At 72.8% G+C, this 15,860-nt stretch carries 15 protein-coding genes; 12 read left to right on the top strand and 3 right to left on the bottom strand.

Annotated elements, in window-relative coordinates; translation table 11 throughout:
- Positions 1-89: 89 nt before the first annotated feature.
- The 10 genes from RM844_RS07435 (at position 90) to RM844_RS07390 (ending at position 11,432) form a co-directional block, all read left to right on the top strand.
- Entirely contained in the window at positions 90-1,211 is a 1,122-nt protein-coding gene (locus RM844_RS07435; RefSeq protein WP_311666130.1) for a DegT/DnrJ/EryC1/StrS family aminotransferase, read from the top strand.
- 74 nt (positions 1,212-1,285) lie between these two features.
- Positions 1,286-1,891, top strand: coding sequence for a dTDP-4-dehydrorhamnose 3,5-epimerase family protein (locus RM844_RS07430; RefSeq protein WP_311666129.1), 606 nt, complete (start codon positions 1,286-1,288; stop codon positions 1,889-1,891).
- The gene (locus RM844_RS07425) at positions 1,888-3,321 is read left to right on the top strand and encodes an NDP-hexose 2,3-dehydratase family protein (RefSeq protein ID WP_311666128.1); all 1,434 of its coding nucleotides are present in this window, start codon (positions 1,888-1,890) and stop codon (positions 3,319-3,321) included. Before RM844_RS07430 ends, RM844_RS07425 begins: the two co-directional genes overlap by 4 nt.
- Positions 3,322-3,369: 48 nt before the next feature.
- Positions 3,370-4,131, top strand: coding sequence for an SDR family oxidoreductase (locus RM844_RS07420; RefSeq protein WP_311666127.1), 762 nt, complete (start codon positions 3,370-3,372; stop codon positions 4,129-4,131).
- Between the two features lie 63 nt (positions 4,132-4,194).
- Positions 4,195-4,740, top strand: a complete 546-nt coding sequence (locus RM844_RS07415) for a nuclear transport factor 2 family protein (protein WP_311666126.1) — start codon at positions 4,195-4,197, stop codon at positions 4,738-4,740.
- Positions 4,741-5,049: 309 nt separating this feature from the next.
- A complete protein-coding gene (locus RM844_RS07410; protein ID WP_311666125.1) occupies positions 5,050-6,693 on the top strand; it encodes an ABC transporter substrate-binding protein in 1,644 nt (547 codons plus the stop codon).
- A complete protein-coding gene (locus RM844_RS07405) occupies positions 6,690-7,700 on the top strand; it encodes an ABC transporter permease (RefSeq protein ID WP_311666124.1) in 1,011 nt (336 codons plus the stop codon). The genes RM844_RS07410 and RM844_RS07405 overlap by 4 nt, the downstream gene beginning before the upstream one ends.
- A complete protein-coding gene (locus RM844_RS07400; protein ID WP_311666123.1) occupies positions 7,697-8,641 on the top strand; it encodes an ABC transporter permease in 945 nt (314 codons plus the stop codon). The genes RM844_RS07405 and RM844_RS07400 overlap by 4 nt, the downstream gene beginning before the upstream one ends.
- Positions 8,638-10,299 carry an ABC transporter ATP-binding protein gene (locus RM844_RS07395; RefSeq protein ID WP_311666122.1) on the top strand — a complete coding sequence of 554 codons (1,662 nt, stop codon included), beginning with the start codon at positions 8,638-8,640 and terminating at the stop codon, positions 10,297-10,299. Before RM844_RS07400 ends, RM844_RS07395 begins: the two co-directional genes overlap by 4 nt.
- A gap of 83 nt (positions 10,300-10,382) precedes the next feature.
- The gene (locus RM844_RS07390; RefSeq protein ID WP_311666121.1) at positions 10,383-11,432 is read left to right on the top strand and encodes a glutathione S-transferase C-terminal domain-containing protein; all 1,050 of its coding nucleotides are present in this window, start codon (positions 10,383-10,385) and stop codon (positions 11,430-11,432) included.
- A 122-nt stretch (positions 11,433-11,554) separates the two neighbouring features.
- Here RM844_RS07390 and RM844_RS07385 read toward each other — a convergent pair whose 3' ends face one another.
- Together RM844_RS07385 and RM844_RS07380 are read right to left on the bottom strand one after the other, a co-directional pair.
- The gene (locus RM844_RS07385; RefSeq protein WP_311666120.1) at positions 11,555-12,298 is read right to left on the bottom strand and encodes a class I SAM-dependent methyltransferase; all 744 of its coding nucleotides are present in this window, start codon (positions 12,296-12,298) and stop codon (positions 11,555-11,557) included.
- A 66-nt stretch (positions 12,299-12,364) separates the two neighbouring features.
- Positions 12,365-12,970 carry an NADPH-dependent FMN reductase gene (locus RM844_RS07380; RefSeq protein ID WP_311666119.1) on the bottom strand — a complete coding sequence of 202 codons (606 nt, stop codon included), beginning with the start codon at positions 12,968-12,970 and terminating at the stop codon, positions 12,365-12,367.
- Between the two features lie 264 nt (positions 12,971-13,234).
- Here RM844_RS07380 and RM844_RS07375 point away from each other — a divergent pair, with 264 nt between their 5' ends.
- Positions 13,235-14,002, top strand: coding sequence for a class I SAM-dependent DNA methyltransferase (locus RM844_RS07375; RefSeq protein WP_311666118.1), 768 nt, complete (start codon positions 13,235-13,237; stop codon positions 14,000-14,002).
- On the top strand, positions 13,999-14,808 hold the full coding sequence (locus tag RM844_RS07370) for an SDR family NAD(P)-dependent oxidoreductase (RefSeq protein WP_311666117.1): 810 nt from the start codon (positions 13,999-14,001) through the stop codon (positions 14,806-14,808). The genes RM844_RS07375 and RM844_RS07370 overlap by 4 nt, the downstream gene beginning before the upstream one ends.
- A 206-nt stretch (positions 14,809-15,014) precedes the next feature.
- On the opposite strand, the gene RM844_RS07365 is transcribed toward RM844_RS07370, so the two are convergent.
- Positions 15,015-15,809 (bottom strand): helix-turn-helix transcriptional regulator, encoded by a 795-nt coding sequence (locus tag RM844_RS07365; protein WP_311666116.1) that lies wholly within the window; start codon positions 15,807-15,809, stop codon positions 15,015-15,017.
- Between the last annotated feature and the right edge of the window lie 51 nt (positions 15,810-15,860).

Genomic DNA, 15,860 nt, shown 5'->3' with positions numbered 1-15,860 from the left:
CAGACCGCATCGCGCATTCCACCTTCCGCATCCCACGAGCAGTGCCTCGCCCGAGCGCACTGGCGCACCGACCAGGGAGTGACGACGACATGACGACCCGGGTGTGGAGCTACCTCCACGAGTACGAGCAGGAGAAGGACGACATCCTCTCCGCCGTCGAACAGGTTTTCTCTTCAGGCCAGTTAGTGCTCGGCGAGAGCGTGCGCGGCTTCGAGGCGGAGTTCGCCGCCTACCACGGACTGCCGCACTGCGCAGGCGTCGACAACGGCACCAACGCCCTCAAGCTCGGCCTCCAGGCGCTCGGCGTCGGTCCGGGCGACGAGGTGATCACGGTCTCCAACACGGCCGCGCCCACCGTGGTCGCCATCGCCGGCACCGGGGCCACCCCCGTGTTCGTCGACGTCAGAGAGGAGGACTTCCTCATCGACCCCGGGCAGGTGGAGGCCGCCGTCACGCCGCGCACCAAGGCGCTGCTGCCGGTCCACCTGTACGGGCAGTGCGTCGACATGGCGCCGCTGCGCGCGGTGGCCGAGCGGCACGGCCTCGCGATCCTGGAGGACTGCGCCCAGGCGCACGGCGCCCGGCAGCACGGGAAGCTGGCGGGCACGATGGGCGACGCGGCCGCGTTCTCCTTCTACCCCACCAAGGTACTCGGTGCCTACGGCGACGGCGGGGCGGTGGTCACGGCGTCCGCCGACACGGACGAGGCCATGCGGCAGCTGCGCTACTACGGCATGGCCAAGGTGTACTACGTGGTGCGCTCTCCCGGCCACAACGCGCGCCTCGACGAGGTGCAGGCCGAGATCCTGCGGCGCAAGCTGCGCAGGCTCGACGCCTACATCGCGGCGCGCAACGCCGTCGCGCGCCGCTACGAGGAGGGGCTCGGCGACCTCACGGGGCCCGGCGGACTGCTGCTGCCCGCCACCAACCCGGGGAACACCCACGTCTACTACGTCTACGTGGTCCGCCACCCGCTGCGCGACAAGATCATCGAGGCGCTGAAGCGCCACGACATCGCGCTGAACATCAGCTACCCGTGGCCAGTGCACACCATGAGCGGCTTCCGGCACCTGGGCCACCGGGAGGGCGACCTGCCCACGACCGAGCGCCTGGCCCGGGAGATCTTCTCGCTGCCGATGTACCCCTCCCTGTCCCGGGCGACGCAGGACAGGACGATCGAGGCCCTGCGCGAGGTGCTGGCCGCGCTGTGAGGACCACTCGTGCCGCCCCCTGCGCCACCACCGTGACCACCCGACGCGACGCGACCAGACCGAGCGAGGACGTTATGGAGATACGCGCACTCGACATCGCCGGGGCGTACGAGTTCACCCCGCCGGTGTTCACCGACGAGCGAGGACTGTTCACCTCGCCCTACCGCGAGGAGGCGTTCCACCGGGCGCTCGGCCGCCCTCTCTTCCCGGTCCGGCAGGTCAGCCACAACCTGTCGGCGAACGGCGTGCTGCGCGGCGTCCACTACACCGCGACGCCGCCCGGCTGTGCCAAGTACGTGTGCTGCCAGCACGGCACGGTGCGCGACTTCCTGGTGGACCTGCGCGTGGGTTCCCCCACGTTCGGCCGGTACGAGGTCACCGAACTGGGCGGCGGGACGGGGCGCGCGCTGTACGTGCCGGTGGGCGTGGGACACGCGTTCCTCTCGACCGCCGAGGTGTCCCTGGTCACCTACCTGCTCTCCGCCGAGTACCAGCCAGCGAACGAGCTGGCCCTCGACCCGCTGGACCCGGCCATCGGCCTGCCCGTACCCGTGACGGAGCCGGCCCACCCGCCGGTGCGGTCGCGGCGCGACCGCGAGGCGCCGTCACTCGACGAGGCGGCGGATCGCGGCCTCCTGCCCGCCTACGCGGACTGCCTGGCCGCGGAGGGCCTGCTGTGACGCCGGCCCGCCTGGCGCGGGGCGGCACCGGCCCGGCGGCCCCCGTGCCACGGCTGGTGCCGCGGGCCGACGCCTCGCTCCCCCAACGGCTCGCCGCGTCCGCGGCCCGCACCTTCCCCGACGACCAAGGCGACCCGGGCGGCGTGCTCCGGTGGCTCGCGGAGCGGGCCGCGGCGCACGCGTTCACGGTGCGCAGGACCCCGCTCGACGCACTGGACGGATGGTCGTTCTCGCCCGAGGCCGGTGACCTGGTGCACCACACGGGCGGGTTCTTCCAGATCACCGGCCTCGCCGCGGAGGTCGGCGAGGGGGCGGTGCGGCGCTGGGAACAGCCCGTCATCCGGCAGCCGGAGACGGGCATTCTCGGGCTGCTCGTCAAGGAGTTCGACGGTGTCCCGCACTTCCTCCTCCAGGCCAAGATGGAGCCGGGCAACCGCAACCTGGTGCAACTCTCCCCGACCGTCCAGGCCACCCGCAGCAACTACGCACGCCTGCACCGCGGCTCACCCGTCCGGTACCTGGAGTACTTCACCGGCCAGGCGCCGGGCCTGGTGCACACCGATGTGCTCCAGTCGGAACACGGCTCCTGGTTCCACGGCAAGCGCAACCGCAACATGCTCGTGGAGACCGGTGACGACGTGCCGGCGCACGACGACTTCCGCTGGCTGACCCTCGGCCAGATCGGTCAGCTGCTGCGTTCGGACAACGTCGTCAACATGGACACGCGCACCGTGCTCGCCTCGCTCCCGGTCCCCCACACGGTCGAGCCCGCCCTGCACAGCGACGCGGAGCTGCTCTCCTGGCTCTCGTCGGAACGCACGCGGCGCGCACTGTCGGCGCGGCGCGTCCCGCTGTCCGAGGTCGCCGGCTGGCGGCGCGGCGACGGCGTGATCGCCCGGCCGGACGGCCACTACTTCCGCGTGGTCGGCGTGTCCGTCTCGGCCGGCAGCCGGGAGGTGTCCGGCTGGTCGCAGCCCATGCTGGAGCCGACCGGCACCGGGGTGGTGGCCTTCCTCCTGCGGCACGTCGAGGGCGTGCCGCACCTGCTGGTCCGGGCCCGCGTCGAGGCGGGGTTCCGCGACGTCGTCGAGCTGGGCCCGACCGTGCAGGCGACCCCGCGCAACTGGGAGCGGCTGCCCCTGGCCGAGCAGCCCCCGTACCTGGCCGCCGTGCGCCGGGCGCCCCGGCGGCGCGTCCGCTATCGCGCCGTGCACTCCGAGGAGGGCGGCCGTTTCCTCAACGCCGAGAGCCACTACCTCTTCGTGGCGGCGGACGAGTCGCAGTGGCGGCGGCGCCCGCCCGACGACTTCCGGTGGGTCACCCCGGCGCAACTGTCCCTGCTGGCCGCACGGGGGATGCAGGTGAACGTCCAGGCCCGGACGCTGCTCGCCTGCCTGCGCAGCGGAGCGGTCCCGCTCGACCCCGCCTGACGCGGCACCAGCGGCCGAGCAGCACGAGACACCCAGAAGGAGAACGGAATGAACGCTTTCCAGGACAAGGCGGCGCTGGTGACGGGCGCCAGCCGCGGTCTCGGGCGCGCCATCGCGCTGCGCCTGGGCCGTGGCGGCGCGCTGGTCGCCGTGCACTACGCGCGCGACGCGGACGGTGCCCGCCGGACTGTCGAGACGATCGAGAAGGAGGGCGGGACCGCCTTCGCCGTACGCGCCGAGCTCGGCGTGCCGCAGGGGGTGAGCTCCCTGTTCACGGACGTGACGAAGAGGCTGCGCGAGCGGACCGGCGAACCGGGGCTCGACATCCTCGTCAACAACGCCGGAGTGAAGGTGGCCGGGGCGCCCGAGGAGGCCACGGCCGAGGACTTCGACCGGCTGATCGCGGTCAACGCGAGGGCGCCGTTCCTCGCCACCGTCCACGCGTTGACGACGCTGCGCGACGGCGGCCGGGTCATCAACATCTCCTCCGGGCTCACGCGGCTGCGCGACCCCGCCTCGCTGGTCTACGCGATGAGCAAGGGCGCCCTGGAACAGCTGACGCGGCATCTGGCCCCCGCCCTCGGGGCGCGTGGCATCACGATCAACACGGTGCTGCCCGGAGCGACCCGCACCGGGCAGCCGTTCTGGGACGACCCGGATCTCGCCGCCCAGATCACCGCGATGTCACCGCTGCGGCGGGCCGGCGAGCCCGAGGACGTCGCCGACGTGGTGGCCTTCCTCGCCTCGGAGCAGGGCCGGTGGGTCACCGGCTCGGCCATCGACGCCTCCGGCGGCGCGCTGGCGGGCTGAGCCCCCGCACCGCCGCCGGCCCGTCCCCTCATCCCGCCACCTCCTCACTCCCAGGAGCGCATCATGCCGACCTCACCGAGCCACGCCCCCGGTACCGTCGCGGACGCCGAGCCCGCCGCCGACGACTCCCTCCTCGCCCATGTGGCCGCCCTGCGCGCCGAGGTGGCGGCCCTGCGCGACCGGGCGGACGTGGCGGCGCTGTGCGACCGCTACGTCGGGTACCTCGACCACGGCCGGGACCGAGACGACTGGTTCGGCGCCGTCTTCACCGAGGACGCCCGCCTGACCTTCCCGTTCGGCGCGTACGAGGGTTTCGCCGGACTGGCCGCGTTCCAGAGCATGGCGCGCACCACGTTCGAGCGCACGCACCACATCGGCGGCACGAACGAGATCGTGGTCGACGGCGACCGTGCCCGGGTGCGGGGCGTCGTGCTCGCGGTGCACCTGCGCCGGGGCGACGAACCCGACAGCCACTTCCAGATCGGTGGCCACTTCCGCGCCGAAGCCGTGCGCACCCCGGCCGGCTGGCGCCTGTCCGGCTTCTTCTTCGACCTCGTCTGGCGTGCCGGTGAGCCGCCCCGCCCCAAGGACACCGCGGCCACCGGCTGAGCCTCGCGCCGCCCTGACCAGGGGACTTAACCAAGATCTGACCTACACCGGACACAGATCTGCAACCACCGGACAGAGATCTGCAACCGCGTTTCTTGATCAACGTCGGTCGGTGGGAAAGGCTGTTCGCAAGCGTTCCCCGAAAGCGAGAGGGAGACCGGATCCGGCCGGTGCCGTTCCCCGCCCGGGGGCTCTGACCGCGACAGCAGCCGACCCAAGGGGCTCGTGCGGCGGACGGCGGCGGCATCGCCGTCCGTCGCGAGCATCGCCCCACAGGCATACCCAAGCCCTGGCCCAGGGAGGCACCACATGAGACTTCACCGCAGCCGCGGCGTCCCTCTGCTCGTCGCTGTTTCGCTTCTCGTCCTGAGTGGTTGTGGAGGCGACGGCCCGGCGAGCGAGGCGGCGGGCAGCGGGGAGCCGGTCACCGGCGGAACGCTCGTCTACGCGGTCAACTCCGCGCCCGAGACGCTCGATCCGCACGTCAGCACGCAGGACGCCGCGGGGCTGTACGCCCGGCCGGTCCTGGACTCGCTCGTCGTCATGGACGAGGAGGGCGAGTTCCACCCGTGGCTCGCCACGTCCTGGGACATATCCGAGGACGGGACCGTCTACCGCTTCACCCTCCGCGAGGACGTGACGTTCAGCGACGGCACCCCGTTGGACGCCGAGGCCGTGCGCGCCAACCTGGACCGGATCGTCGCGCCGGAGACCATGTCGGCGATGGCGGCGAGCTTCGTCGAGCCCTACGCGGCCACGACCGTCACCGGCCCCCACACCTTCGACATCGAACTGTCCGAGCCGCACGCGCCGCTGCTGGCGGCCCTCTCGTCGGCGTACTTCGGCATCCAGTCGCCGCGGTCGCTCGAACGGGGCACCGAGGAGATCGCCCGCGAGATCATCGGCTCCGGGCCGTATGTGATCGAGGAGTTCTCCCCGAGCACCGGCATCACCTACCAGCGCAACGAGGACTACGCCTGGCAGCCGGCGACCGCGGGGCTCGAGGGCGCGCCGTACCTGGAGCGGCTGGAGTTCCGCGTCATGGCGGAGGACTCCGTCCGGTTCGGCGCGCTGACCAGCCGGCAGGTGGACGCCATCGGCAACCTTCCGCCGAGCGGCGTGCGCCAGGCCGAGAGCGTCGACGGGCTGTGGCTGACGGAGCTGCAGGCCCCCGGCGGCCCCTACGCCTACTTCCCCAACACCGAGGAGGGCGTGTTCACCGACCGGCGTGTCCGGCAGGCATTCCGCGACGGCATCGACTTCAGGGCACTGGTCGAACAGCTCTTCTTCGGGGCCTTCGCGCCCGCCTGGGGGCCGCTCTCGCCGACCACTCCCGGCTACGACGCCAGCCTCGAGGAGGCGTGGGGCCATGACCCGGAGGGCGCCGCCGCGCTCCTGGACGAGGCCGGGTGGCACCAGAGGGACGGGGAGGGCTACCGGGTCAGGGACGGCCAACGCCTCACCGTCGTCTGGCCGTTCGTCTCCTCGGGGGCCGGAGAGCTCGGCGACGTCCTGGCCGTGCAGGTGCAGGCGGAGGCCGCCGAGCTCGGTTTCGAGGTCGTCTTCGACACCGGTACCCAGGGCGAACTCGTGGAGAAGTACAACCGGGGCGACTACGACCTGATGGACGTCAGCTGGGCCCGCAACGACCCCGACGCGCTGCGCAACCTCTTCGCGACCTCAAGCATCCCCACCCCCGACCATTTCGCGCACAACGCGGCCCGGGTGTCGGACCCGCAGGTCGACGAGTGGCTCGACCAGGCCCTGGCGACCACCGACCCGCGGGAACGCGCCGCCCTCTACGGCGAGGTCCAGCAGCGGCTCACGGAGGAGGCGGCCGTGTTCCCCGTGCACGTCAGCACGAACGTGGTCGCCGGACACGACCACGTGCGGGACGTGCGCTGGGACCCGCAGGGCTACCCGCTCTTCCACGAGGCGTGGGTGGCCTCGTGACCACTCCCACCCTCCCACCCGTCGGCGACATCCCCGGCACCCCGACGGGCGGCCGACCGGCGGCCCGACGCGCGGGCGGCGGATGGGCGCGCGCGGTGCTGCTGCGGCTGGGCACCTCCGTGCTCCTGCTGTGGAGCGCCGTCACCGTGTCCTTCGGCCTGCTCCACCTGACGCCCGGCAGCGTGGAGGACTCCCTGATCGGCATGGAGAGCGTCAGCCCCGAGGTGCGGGCCGAGATCGTCGCGGCCTACGGCCTGGACCGGTCCCTGATCGAACAGTACGGCTCCTACCTGGGCAGGCTCCTGCGAGGCGACCTCGGCCACTCCTACCAGATCCACGAGTCGGTCGCCTCCGCCATCGGTTCCCGGCTGGGCGCCTCGCTGTCCCTCGCGGTCGCCTCCATGGCGCTCGCGCTGGTGGTCGCCCTGTCGCTCGCGGTGCTGACGGCCCGCAGGGCGCGCTGGCTGCGTTCCCTGTCCTCCGGCGTCGAACTGCTCGGCGTCTCGGTGCCGGCGTTCTGGGTCGGCATCCTGCTGCTGACCGTCTTCTCCTTCGAACTGGGATGGTTCCCCGCCTTCGGCGGAGAGGGACTCACCGGCCTGGTGCTCCCGGCCGTCGCCGTGGCGGTCTCGATGACCGCCCTGCTCTCCCAAGTGCTGCGCGAGGGACTTGAACTGGCGCTCGACCAGCCGTTCGTCCTGACGGCCAGGTCGCGCGGGATGTCGGAACTCGGCGTACGGCTGCGCCACGCGCTGCGGCACGCCCTCCTCCCGGTCGTCACGCTGGCCGGGTGGATGTTCGGCGCGCTGATCAGCAGCCTGGTGGTGATCGAGCAGGTCTTCAACCGCGACGGTGTCGGCCGGCTCGTCCTCAACGCGGTCGCCGCCAAGGACATGCCGATCGTGACCGGCGTCGTCCTGCTCACCGCGGCCGTCTACATCGGGATCAACGTGCTGCTCGACGTGGTGTACCCGCTCATCGACCCGCGGCTGCGGGGCACCGCGTGAGGCCCGGCGCCGCACCGCCGCGGCCCAGGGGAGCACGACGCGTCCGCGGCACGCCCGGACTGTGGGCCGCCTGCCTCTTCCTCGGGCTGATCATCCTCGCGGGGATCGCCCCCGAACTGCTGGCCCCGGCGTCCCCCACGGAGACGGACGTGCTGCGCGCCCTGCGGCCGCCCAGCGCCGAGCACCTCCTGGGCACCGACGCCAACGGGCGTGACGTGCTCAGCCGCATCATCCACGGCGCGAGGCCCTCGCTGCTCGCGGGGCTGGGCGCCACCGCGCTCGCGGTGGTCGGCGGCACCGCGCTCGGGCTGCTCGCCGCCCTCGGCGGGCGGGTCCTGGACGAGATCGTCATGCGCCTGGTCGACGTGGTGCTGTCCCTGCCCGGCATGCTGCTCGCCCTGCTGGTGCTGAGCGTCACCGGTCCTGGCGTCGGGGGAACACTGCTGGCCATCGCCGCCTTCAGCATCCCGATCTACGCACGGCTCATGCGCGTCCAGACGATGGTGATCAAACGCTCCGAGTACGTGGCGGCCGCCACCTCGCTCGGACTGGGCCGCCCGCACATCATCGTCCGCCACATCCTCCCCAACGCCTTCGCGCCACTCGTGGTGCTGGCGACCATCGGGGTCGGGGCCGCGCTGGTGGCGGCCTCCTCCCTCAGCTTCCTCGGCTTCGGCCCGCAGCCACCCGACCCGGAGTGGGGCGCGATGCTCAGCGACGGGCGTGACTACTTCGCGCTGGCCTGGTGGATCGCGGTCTTCCCCGGCGCCGCGATCAGCCTGACCGTGCTGTCGATCACCGTCGTCGGCCGCCGGCTCCAGGGGCGTGCCGAGGCGAGCGCCGCCCCCAGGCCGCGCGGCGCGGGCCACGCGGGCCTGACGGCCGCCCCCGGCCCCCGCTCCCGCTCCCGCCACGACGAACGCGGAGGTAACCGCCCATGACCGCCGCCCGCCCCGAACCCCTGGTGGACGTCGCGGACCTGACCGTGTCGTTCGGAGCCACCGACGTGGTCAGCGGTGTGTCGCTGTCCGTCGGCGCCGGGGAGTGTCTGGCCATCGTCGGCGAGTCCGGCTCGGGCAAGAGCGTGACCGCGCGCAGCCTCATCGGGCTCGCCGGCCCCGGCGCCAGGGTGACCGCCACCTCGCTGCGCGTCGAGGGCAACGACGTCCGCGCCCTGGGCGACCGGCAGTGGCGGGCGATCCGCGGCGCGCGCGTCGGCCTCGTTCTCCAGGACGCCCTGGTGTCCCTCGACCCGCTGCGCCCGGTCGGCCAGGAGATAGCGGAAGCCCTGCGCCTGCACCGGGCCGTGCCCCGCGGCCGGGAGCCCGAGCGCGTCGTCGAACTGCTGCGTCTGGTCGGCGTACCGGAACCCGAGGAACGCGCCGCGCAGTACCCCCACCAGCTGTCGGGCGGGCTGCGGCAGCGTGCCCTCATCGCCTCGGCCATCGGCTGCGAACCGCCCCTGCTCATCGCCGACGAGCCGACCACCGCGCTGGACGTCACGGTGCAGGCGCAGGTGCTGCGGCTGCTCGCGGAACGGAAGCGCGCGGGCACCGGGTTGCTGCTGATCAGCCACGACCTCGCGGTGGTGGGTCAACTCGCCGACCGCATCATGGTCATGCGCGCGGGGGTGGCGGTCGAGACGGGCGAGGCAGCGCGGATACTGACGGCGCCCGCGCACCCCTACACCCGCGAGCTGCTCGCGGCGGTGCCGGGCACCCGGGCCGACCCGCCGCGCACGGCCGTCAAGCCCCCGCCCGATCGGCCGGTGCACGGCGCGGGAGAGCGCCGGACGCCACCGCCCGCGGTGATCGAGGCGCGGGGCCTGGTCAAGACGTTCGGCGCCCGGCGCCCGGTGGACGACGTGTCGTTCACCCTGTGCGAGGGGGAGATCCTGGGGCTGGTCGGGGAGTCGGGATCGGGAAAGACCACCCTCGCCCGGCTGGTTCTCGGTCAGCTGACGCCGGACGCGGGGGAGATCCGGGTCTCCGGCCAGGCGTGGACCGAGATGGGTGGCCGGGAGCGCCGGACGGTCAGGACCGCGGTGCAGATGGTGTACCAGGACCCGCTCAGCTCCTTCGACCCGCGTTTCAGCGTGTGGCAGGTGCTCAGGGAGGCGCTGCGCGCCGGAGGCGTGCCGCGCGCGGCGTGCCCGGCCCGGGCGGCGGACCTGCTGGAACGCGTCGGTCTCGACCCCGGGTTGCTGCCGCGGCGCCCTCTTCGGCTCTCCGGCGGGCAGCGGCAACGCGTCGCCATCGCCCGCGCGTTGGCCACCGAACCGCGGGTCATCGTGTGCGACGAGCCGGTCTCCGCGCTCGACGTCACCGTGCAGGCCGGCATCCTCGACCTCCTCGCGGAGCTGCGGGCCGAGGGCGGCGTGTCGATGCTCTTCATCTCGCACGACCTCGGGGTGATCCGTGAGGTGAGCGACAGGGTGATGGTGCTCGACGGCGGGCGGGTGGTGGAGAGCGGGACCACGGCGCGGGTCTTCGCCGAGCCGCGGGCCGACTACACCCGTGCGCTCCTGGCCGCGATCCCGCGCCTGCCCACGACGGCCGGCCCCTCGCTTACCACCGCCGCGGAGGGTCGCGGCGCCTGAACCACCGGCCCGTCGTCCCCAGTCGGGCCGCCCGCGGGACCACCGGCTCGCCGGCCAGGTTCCCACGACCCACGGAAGGACTCATGACCAGACCCGAGCCCGCAGCCCAGGACTCCGTCGGTACCCTCTCCCCCGGGGGAGCGAGGCACTACGCGACCCCCGTCGACTACGAGCGTTACGGCCACTACGGTCCCGGCCGGCTCCCGTCCGGGAGGTCGGGCTGGCAGCGCCCCGACTACACCTTCAGGAACCGTGTCACGGCCGACGGTTCCAGCGGCTACCGGGCGGAACCCGACCGCTACCACCTCTACATCGCCCGGGGGTGCGGATGGGCGCAGCGCACCGCCATCGTGCGGGCGCTCATGGGGCTCGAGGACGTCGTCTCGCTCTCCTGCGTGGACGACGAACGCGACGCACGGGGCTGGGCGTTCCGCGAGAAGCGCGGCCACGATCCGGTGAACGGCTTCACCCTGCTGCTTGAGGCGTACGAGGCAACGGAACCCGGGTTCGCCGGGCACATCTCCACGCCGGTGCTCTGGGACCGCGCGACGAGGCGGATCGTCAGCAACGACTTCGCCCTCATCACCCTCGACCTGGCGACGGAGTTCGGCGCGTGGGCCACCTCGCCGGTCGACCTGTACCCGGTGGCGCTGCGCCCCGAGATCGACGAGCTGAACGCGTTCATCTACGACCACGTCAACGACGGCGTGTACCGGGTGGGCGGTGCGGTGACCCAGCGCGAGTACGACGAGCTGCGGGGTGGGGTGGCCGGCGCGCTGCGCGGTCTGGACGAGCGACTGGCCGACCGGCGCTACCTGTTCGGCGACAGCGTCACGGAGTCGGACATCCGGCTGTGGCCGACGCTCGCGCGTTTCGACCTCGCCTACAACCGGATCGCCCGGGTGGTGCGCGGCGGCCTGCCGGCGTTCCCGAACCTGTGGGGGTACGCGCGCGACCTCTACGGTGTGCCCGCCTTCCGGGACACCACCGAGTTCGACACCTATCCCCTGGCCGTCGACGAGCCGCCGGACGCCCGCTGGGGCGAGGGCATCGAGCGGATCGCGATCGACGGGGTGGAACCGGACTGGAGCGTCCCGCACGGCAGACAGACGCTGGGAGCACCCGGGTCATGACACGCGCGAACCCCCGGGGCCGAGGAGGCCCCGGGGGGATGACGCCGTCCCCTCCCCCGACACACCCCACCGGGCCGCGCCGTGTCGAGCGGTGCCGCCCGGTGCGACGGGGACTGTCGCGGTCAGCGACGTTCGGCCGAGACCAGCCACGCCGGGGCGAGCAGCCGCCCCTGGTCGTCGGTCCCCACGAAGTCACCGAGCCAGTCGTCCGCCTCCTGGTAGCCGAGGGCGGTGGCACCCCGCTCCACGTGGTCGCGGGTGAGGGCCGTCTGGTAGGTGACCGCGCGCAGTTCCGTGAGGTCCCAGCCGTCGGCGAGCACCCGCCGCAGCTCCGCCTCGCCGATGTAGTGCACGGCGCTGCCCGGGTTCCGCACCGCGTCGGAGAAACAGATCAGGTGCAGCCGGGCGCCCGGCCGGGAGACCCGGTGCAGCGAGTCGATGTATCCCTGCCGCTGGTCGTCCCCGAGACAGTGGTAGAGCGCGCTGTCGACCACGGTGTCGAACCGGCGGTCGAAGCCGGTCAGCCGCGTGGCGTCGGCGACCGTGAACTCCACCGTGAGCCCGAGGGCGGCGGCGCGTTCCCTGGCCCGCTCGACGACGGTGCCGGACGCGTCGAAGCCGGTGACCTCGTACCCCCGGCCGGCGAGGAAGAGGCTGTTGTCGGCGGTGCCGCAACCGGCGTCGAGCACCGAGCCGGTGATCCGGCCGGCGTCCGCCAGCTCGACGAGCACCGGCTGCGGGCCACCGATGTCCCAGGGCGGTCTCGGGTCGCCCGTCGCCGTGCCGAGTGGCGATTCACCGCGGTACAGGGCTTCGAACCGCTCGACGGTGGGAGTGAAGTCGACGGGGTCGGACGTTGCTGTCACACGGACCTCCCAGGGGTCTGCGTGGTGCGTCACGGAGGGACGGCGGGGGGCGGTGGGGCCCGGACGTCAGCTCGCGGCCTCCTTGGCGAGGCGGACCTGCTTGAGCGCCTCCGCCCACGGGATCAGGTCGTCCAGCAGGTCGTTGAGGGACTGCTCCTGGAACGGGCCCGGGGTGATGGTGCCGGGCAGTGTCGGGTCGGTGATCTCGAAGTCGGTGAAGGCGTTCAGCGCGACCTGCGTGCTGACCGTGGCGACCTTCAGCTCGGCCAGGACGGTCCGCAGGTGCTCCACCGCGCGGGTGCCGCCGGTCACGCCGTGGCTGACGAAACCCGCGGCCTTGTGGAACCACTCCTGGTAGAGGTAGTCGAGCGCGTTCTTCAGAGCGCCGGGGAAGGAGTGGTTGTACTCGGGCGTGACGAAGATGTACGCGTCGTACGAGGCGACCGCCCGCGCCCAGCGCTTGCTGTGCTCGTGCTCGTACCGCCCGAAGGCCGGCGAGACCGGCTCGTCGAGCACCGGCAGCTCGAAGTCGGCGATGTCGAGCAGTTCGACAGAGGCCTTGCCCGACTTCACCTCCGGGTGCCGCTGCGCGACCTCCAGCGTCCACTCCGCGGTGATCGCGGTGCGGCGCCGGGGCCGGGTGCTCCCAACGATCACGGCTATACGGGTCATAGTGAGCAACTCCTCGGAGCGAGGGGACAGTTGAGTGACCGTCAGACGCGTGGTCCGGTTGACTGTCACGACGTGGGTAAAGTACAACAGGTACGGCAACAGTTACAACGTCGATTGTGGCCGAGTCGTTTTCCCCCGCCCCGGCGCCGCCTCCTCGTGCGCGGTCGCCGCCGGACACGCCAGGACCGCCACTTCCCTCACCGTGACCCATTTCCCCCCATTCCCACGAATTGTGTTGTCGCGCACTCGCGGAGCGGAGAACTCATGGGCAGCATCCAGATCGAGGAGATCTACCGGCGCGCGGACGTCTACGACGCCGTCTACAAGGGCCGGGGCAAGGACTACGCCGCCGAGGCCAGGCTGGTCACCGAGCACATCCGACGGCTGAAGCCGGAGGCGCGCAGTCTGCTCGACGTGGCCTGCGGCACCGGCTCGCATCTCGTCCACCTGGTGGACCACTTCGACACCGTGACCGGCCTCGACCGCGCCGCGGACATGGTCGAGACCGCGGCCCGGCGCGTGCCCGGCGTCGCGCTCCACCAGGGCGACATGCGCGACTTCCGGTTGCCGACCCGGTTCGACGCCGTGACCTGCCTGTTCAGCTCCGTCGGCTATCTGCCCGACCAGCAGGCGCTGACCGCCACCCTCGCCACCTTCGCCCGGCACACCACGCCCGGCGGCGTCGTCGTCATCGAGCCCTGGTGGTCCCCGGCGAACTTCCTGGACGGGCACGTCAGCGGCGCCACGGTGCACGAGGACGGCCGCACCATCGCGCGGGTCTCCCGCACCGTCCGTGAGGGCGGCAGCAGCCGCATGGACGTCCACTACACGGTCGCCGACCCGAAGGCCGGCATCGCGCACTTCACGGACACCCATGTGATGGCTCTCTTCACCCACGCCGAGTACGAACGCGCCTTCCAGCAGGCGGGGTTCAGCGTCAGCTTCGTGCCGTACGAGCACGTGGGCCCCGGCCTGTTCGTCGGGGTGCTCGACGGCGGGGCGACCGGCCGGGCCCAGGGCTCGCCCGCATGACCGACGTGCACGGGCAGCGGGTCGTCATCACCGGCGCCGGCCGCGGCATCGGGGCGGCGCTGGCCGAGCGGTTCGCCGCCGAGGGCGCGCTCGTCGGGGTCAACGACCGGCACCCCGACCGCGCGGCCGAGGTCGCGGCACGCGTCGGCGGCGTACCCGTGCCGGGCGACGCCGCCGCGCTCCCCCTCGACGAGGCGCGGCGCGCGCTCGGCGGCGACATCGACGTCTACTGCGCCAACGCGGGCGTCGTCCACGACGGGGGACCTGAACTGCCCGACGAGCAGTGGCAGGCCGCCTGGGACCACAACGTCCTGGCCCACGTCAGGGCGGCCAGGCAGCTGCTGCCCGGCTGGCTGGCCCGCGGCCGGGGGCGTTTCGTCTCCACCGTCTCCGCCGCTGGACTCCTCACCATGGTCGGCGCCGCCCCGTACGCGGTCTCCAAGCACGCCGCGCTGGCGTTCGCCGAATGGCTCGCGGTGACGTACCGCCACCGCGGGGTGCGGGTGCACGCCATCTGCCCGCGCGGAGTCCTGACGCCCCTGCACCAGGCGCTCGGCAACGCCACCGCCGTGCCGCTCACTTCGACGGCCATCGGCCCGGAGCAGGTCGCCGACAGCCTCTTCGCGGGGATGGCCGAGGACCGGTTCCTGATCCTGCCGCACCCCGAGGTCGCCGACCACGCCCGGGCCCGGCTCGCCGACCACGACCGCTGGCTCACCGACATCAACGCGCTGCGCCGCCGCGGCACCGAGGAGGAGACCGGTTCGTCCACCGACCCCGTCACCAACCACGACGCGTCCCGCTGACGGGGATTCAGCCCGACCTGTCCTCCCGGTGCGGCCGCGGCCCGGCGGCGCCAACCGGGGGGGGCACGTCGCCCAGCCGGTCGCGGGGCGGCCGGGAGCACGCGAACGCTGTCGCGCTCGGCCAGCGGGCGGAGGCGGCCGTCGGCGGTGGTGCCGACAGGGGCGGTGGAGCCGGGGCGGGCGTGGTGTGGGGAGGGGTGGGTGGGTCAGGTGTGGTGGGGGGTGAAGAGCATGACCCAGTGGTCGTTCTCGGGGTCGTGGAGCATCTCGCTGTCGAAGGTGAGCGGGCCTCTTGTCGGGTGGTGAACGTGCTTCATCGCGGAACTCCACGTCCCGATCTCCCCCTTCCGCCAGTGGCGGTCGAACTCGGGGTCGCTGGACAAGAGTTCGCGGAACAGGGAGCGGAGGTACGCGTCCTCCGGGTAGTGGCTGAGTGCTTTGCGGAGTTCGGCGGTGGCCACCCGGGCCAGTTGTTCGGCGCCTTCGGGTCCGAGGACTTTGTCGAGTCCGGTCGCGGTGAAGGCCTGGTAGGCGATGTTGCGGCCGTAGGGCCCGTCGTCGAAGAGGGGCCCGAAGAGGTCCGCGGCGGCGGTGTTGAAGGCGAGCATGTCGAGCCGGCCGTCGTGGATGGTGACCGGCATGACGTCGTTCAGGCCGTCGAGGAGCTGCTGGAGGCCGGGACGGATCTGGGTGGCGGGTGCTCGTGGCGGCGGGGGGCGCTCGCCGGCGAGGCGGAACAGGTGGTCGCGTTCGGCGTTCGAGAGCTGGAACGCCCGGGCCAGTGCGGTGAGGATCTCCCGCGACGGCCGGGCGGCGCGGCCCTGTTCGAGGCGGGTGTAGTACTCGACCGAGATGCCCGCGATGTCGGCGAGTTCCTGACGTCGCAGGCCCGGCACCCGCCGGTGGGACAGGGCGGAGACCCCGGGCCGCTGCCGGGGCGGCATCTGGGAACGGCGGTGACGTAGGTACTCGCCCAGACCTGACCGCTCGTCTCCCCGCATGACCCCATTGTCCCTCCCCCCGGGGCGGGCTCCGGTCCGGGTGGGTGGCCC

The sequence above is a fragment of the Streptomyces chisholmiae genome, assembly GCF_031845445.1.
GTDB lineage: Bacteria > Actinomycetota > Actinomycetes > Streptomycetales > Streptomycetaceae > Streptomyces > Streptomyces chisholmiae.
The sequence above is the reverse complement of the archived record's forward strand: the minus strand, read 5'-3'. Positions and strand labels throughout refer to the sequence as shown.

What these genes read in the sequence shown, in the direction of transcription:
- RM844_RS07435 (WP_311666130.1), top strand. Translation starts at nt 90, where the DNA reads ATGACGACCCGGGTGTGGAGCTACCTCCACGAGTACGAGCAGGAGAAG.
- RM844_RS07430 (WP_311666129.1), top strand. Translation starts at nt 1,286, where the DNA reads ATGGAGATACGCGCACTCGACATCGCCGGGGCGTACGAGTTCACCCCG.
- RM844_RS07420 (WP_311666127.1), top strand. Translation starts at nt 3,370, where the DNA reads ATGAACGCTTTCCAGGACAAGGCGGCGCTGGTGACGGGCGCCAGCCGC.
- RM844_RS07415 (WP_311666126.1), top strand. Translation starts at nt 4,195, where the DNA reads ATGCCGACCTCACCGAGCCACGCCCCCGGTACCGTCGCGGACGCCGAG.
- RM844_RS07410 (WP_311666125.1), top strand. Translation starts at nt 5,050, where the DNA reads ATGAGACTTCACCGCAGCCGCGGCGTCCCTCTGCTCGTCGCTGTTTCG.
- RM844_RS07395 (WP_311666122.1), top strand. Translation starts at nt 8,638, where the DNA reads ATGACCGCCGCCCGCCCCGAACCCCTGGTGGACGTCGCGGACCTGACC.
- RM844_RS07390 (WP_311666121.1), top strand. Translation starts at nt 10,383, where the DNA reads ATGACCAGACCCGAGCCCGCAGCCCAGGACTCCGTCGGTACCCTCTCC.
- RM844_RS07380 (WP_311666119.1), bottom strand. Translation starts at nt 12,970, where the DNA reads ATGACCCGTATAGCCGTGATCGTTGGGAGCACCCGGCCCCGGCGCCGC.
- RM844_RS07375 (WP_311666118.1), top strand. Translation starts at nt 13,235, where the DNA reads ATGGGCAGCATCCAGATCGAGGAGATCTACCGGCGCGCGGACGTCTAC.
- RM844_RS07370 (WP_311666117.1), top strand. Translation starts at nt 13,999, where the DNA reads ATGACCGACGTGCACGGGCAGCGGGTCGTCATCACCGGCGCCGGCCGC.
- RM844_RS07365 (WP_311666116.1), bottom strand. Translation starts at nt 15,809, where the DNA reads ATGCGGGGAGACGAGCGGTCAGGTCTGGGCGAGTACCTACGTCACCGC.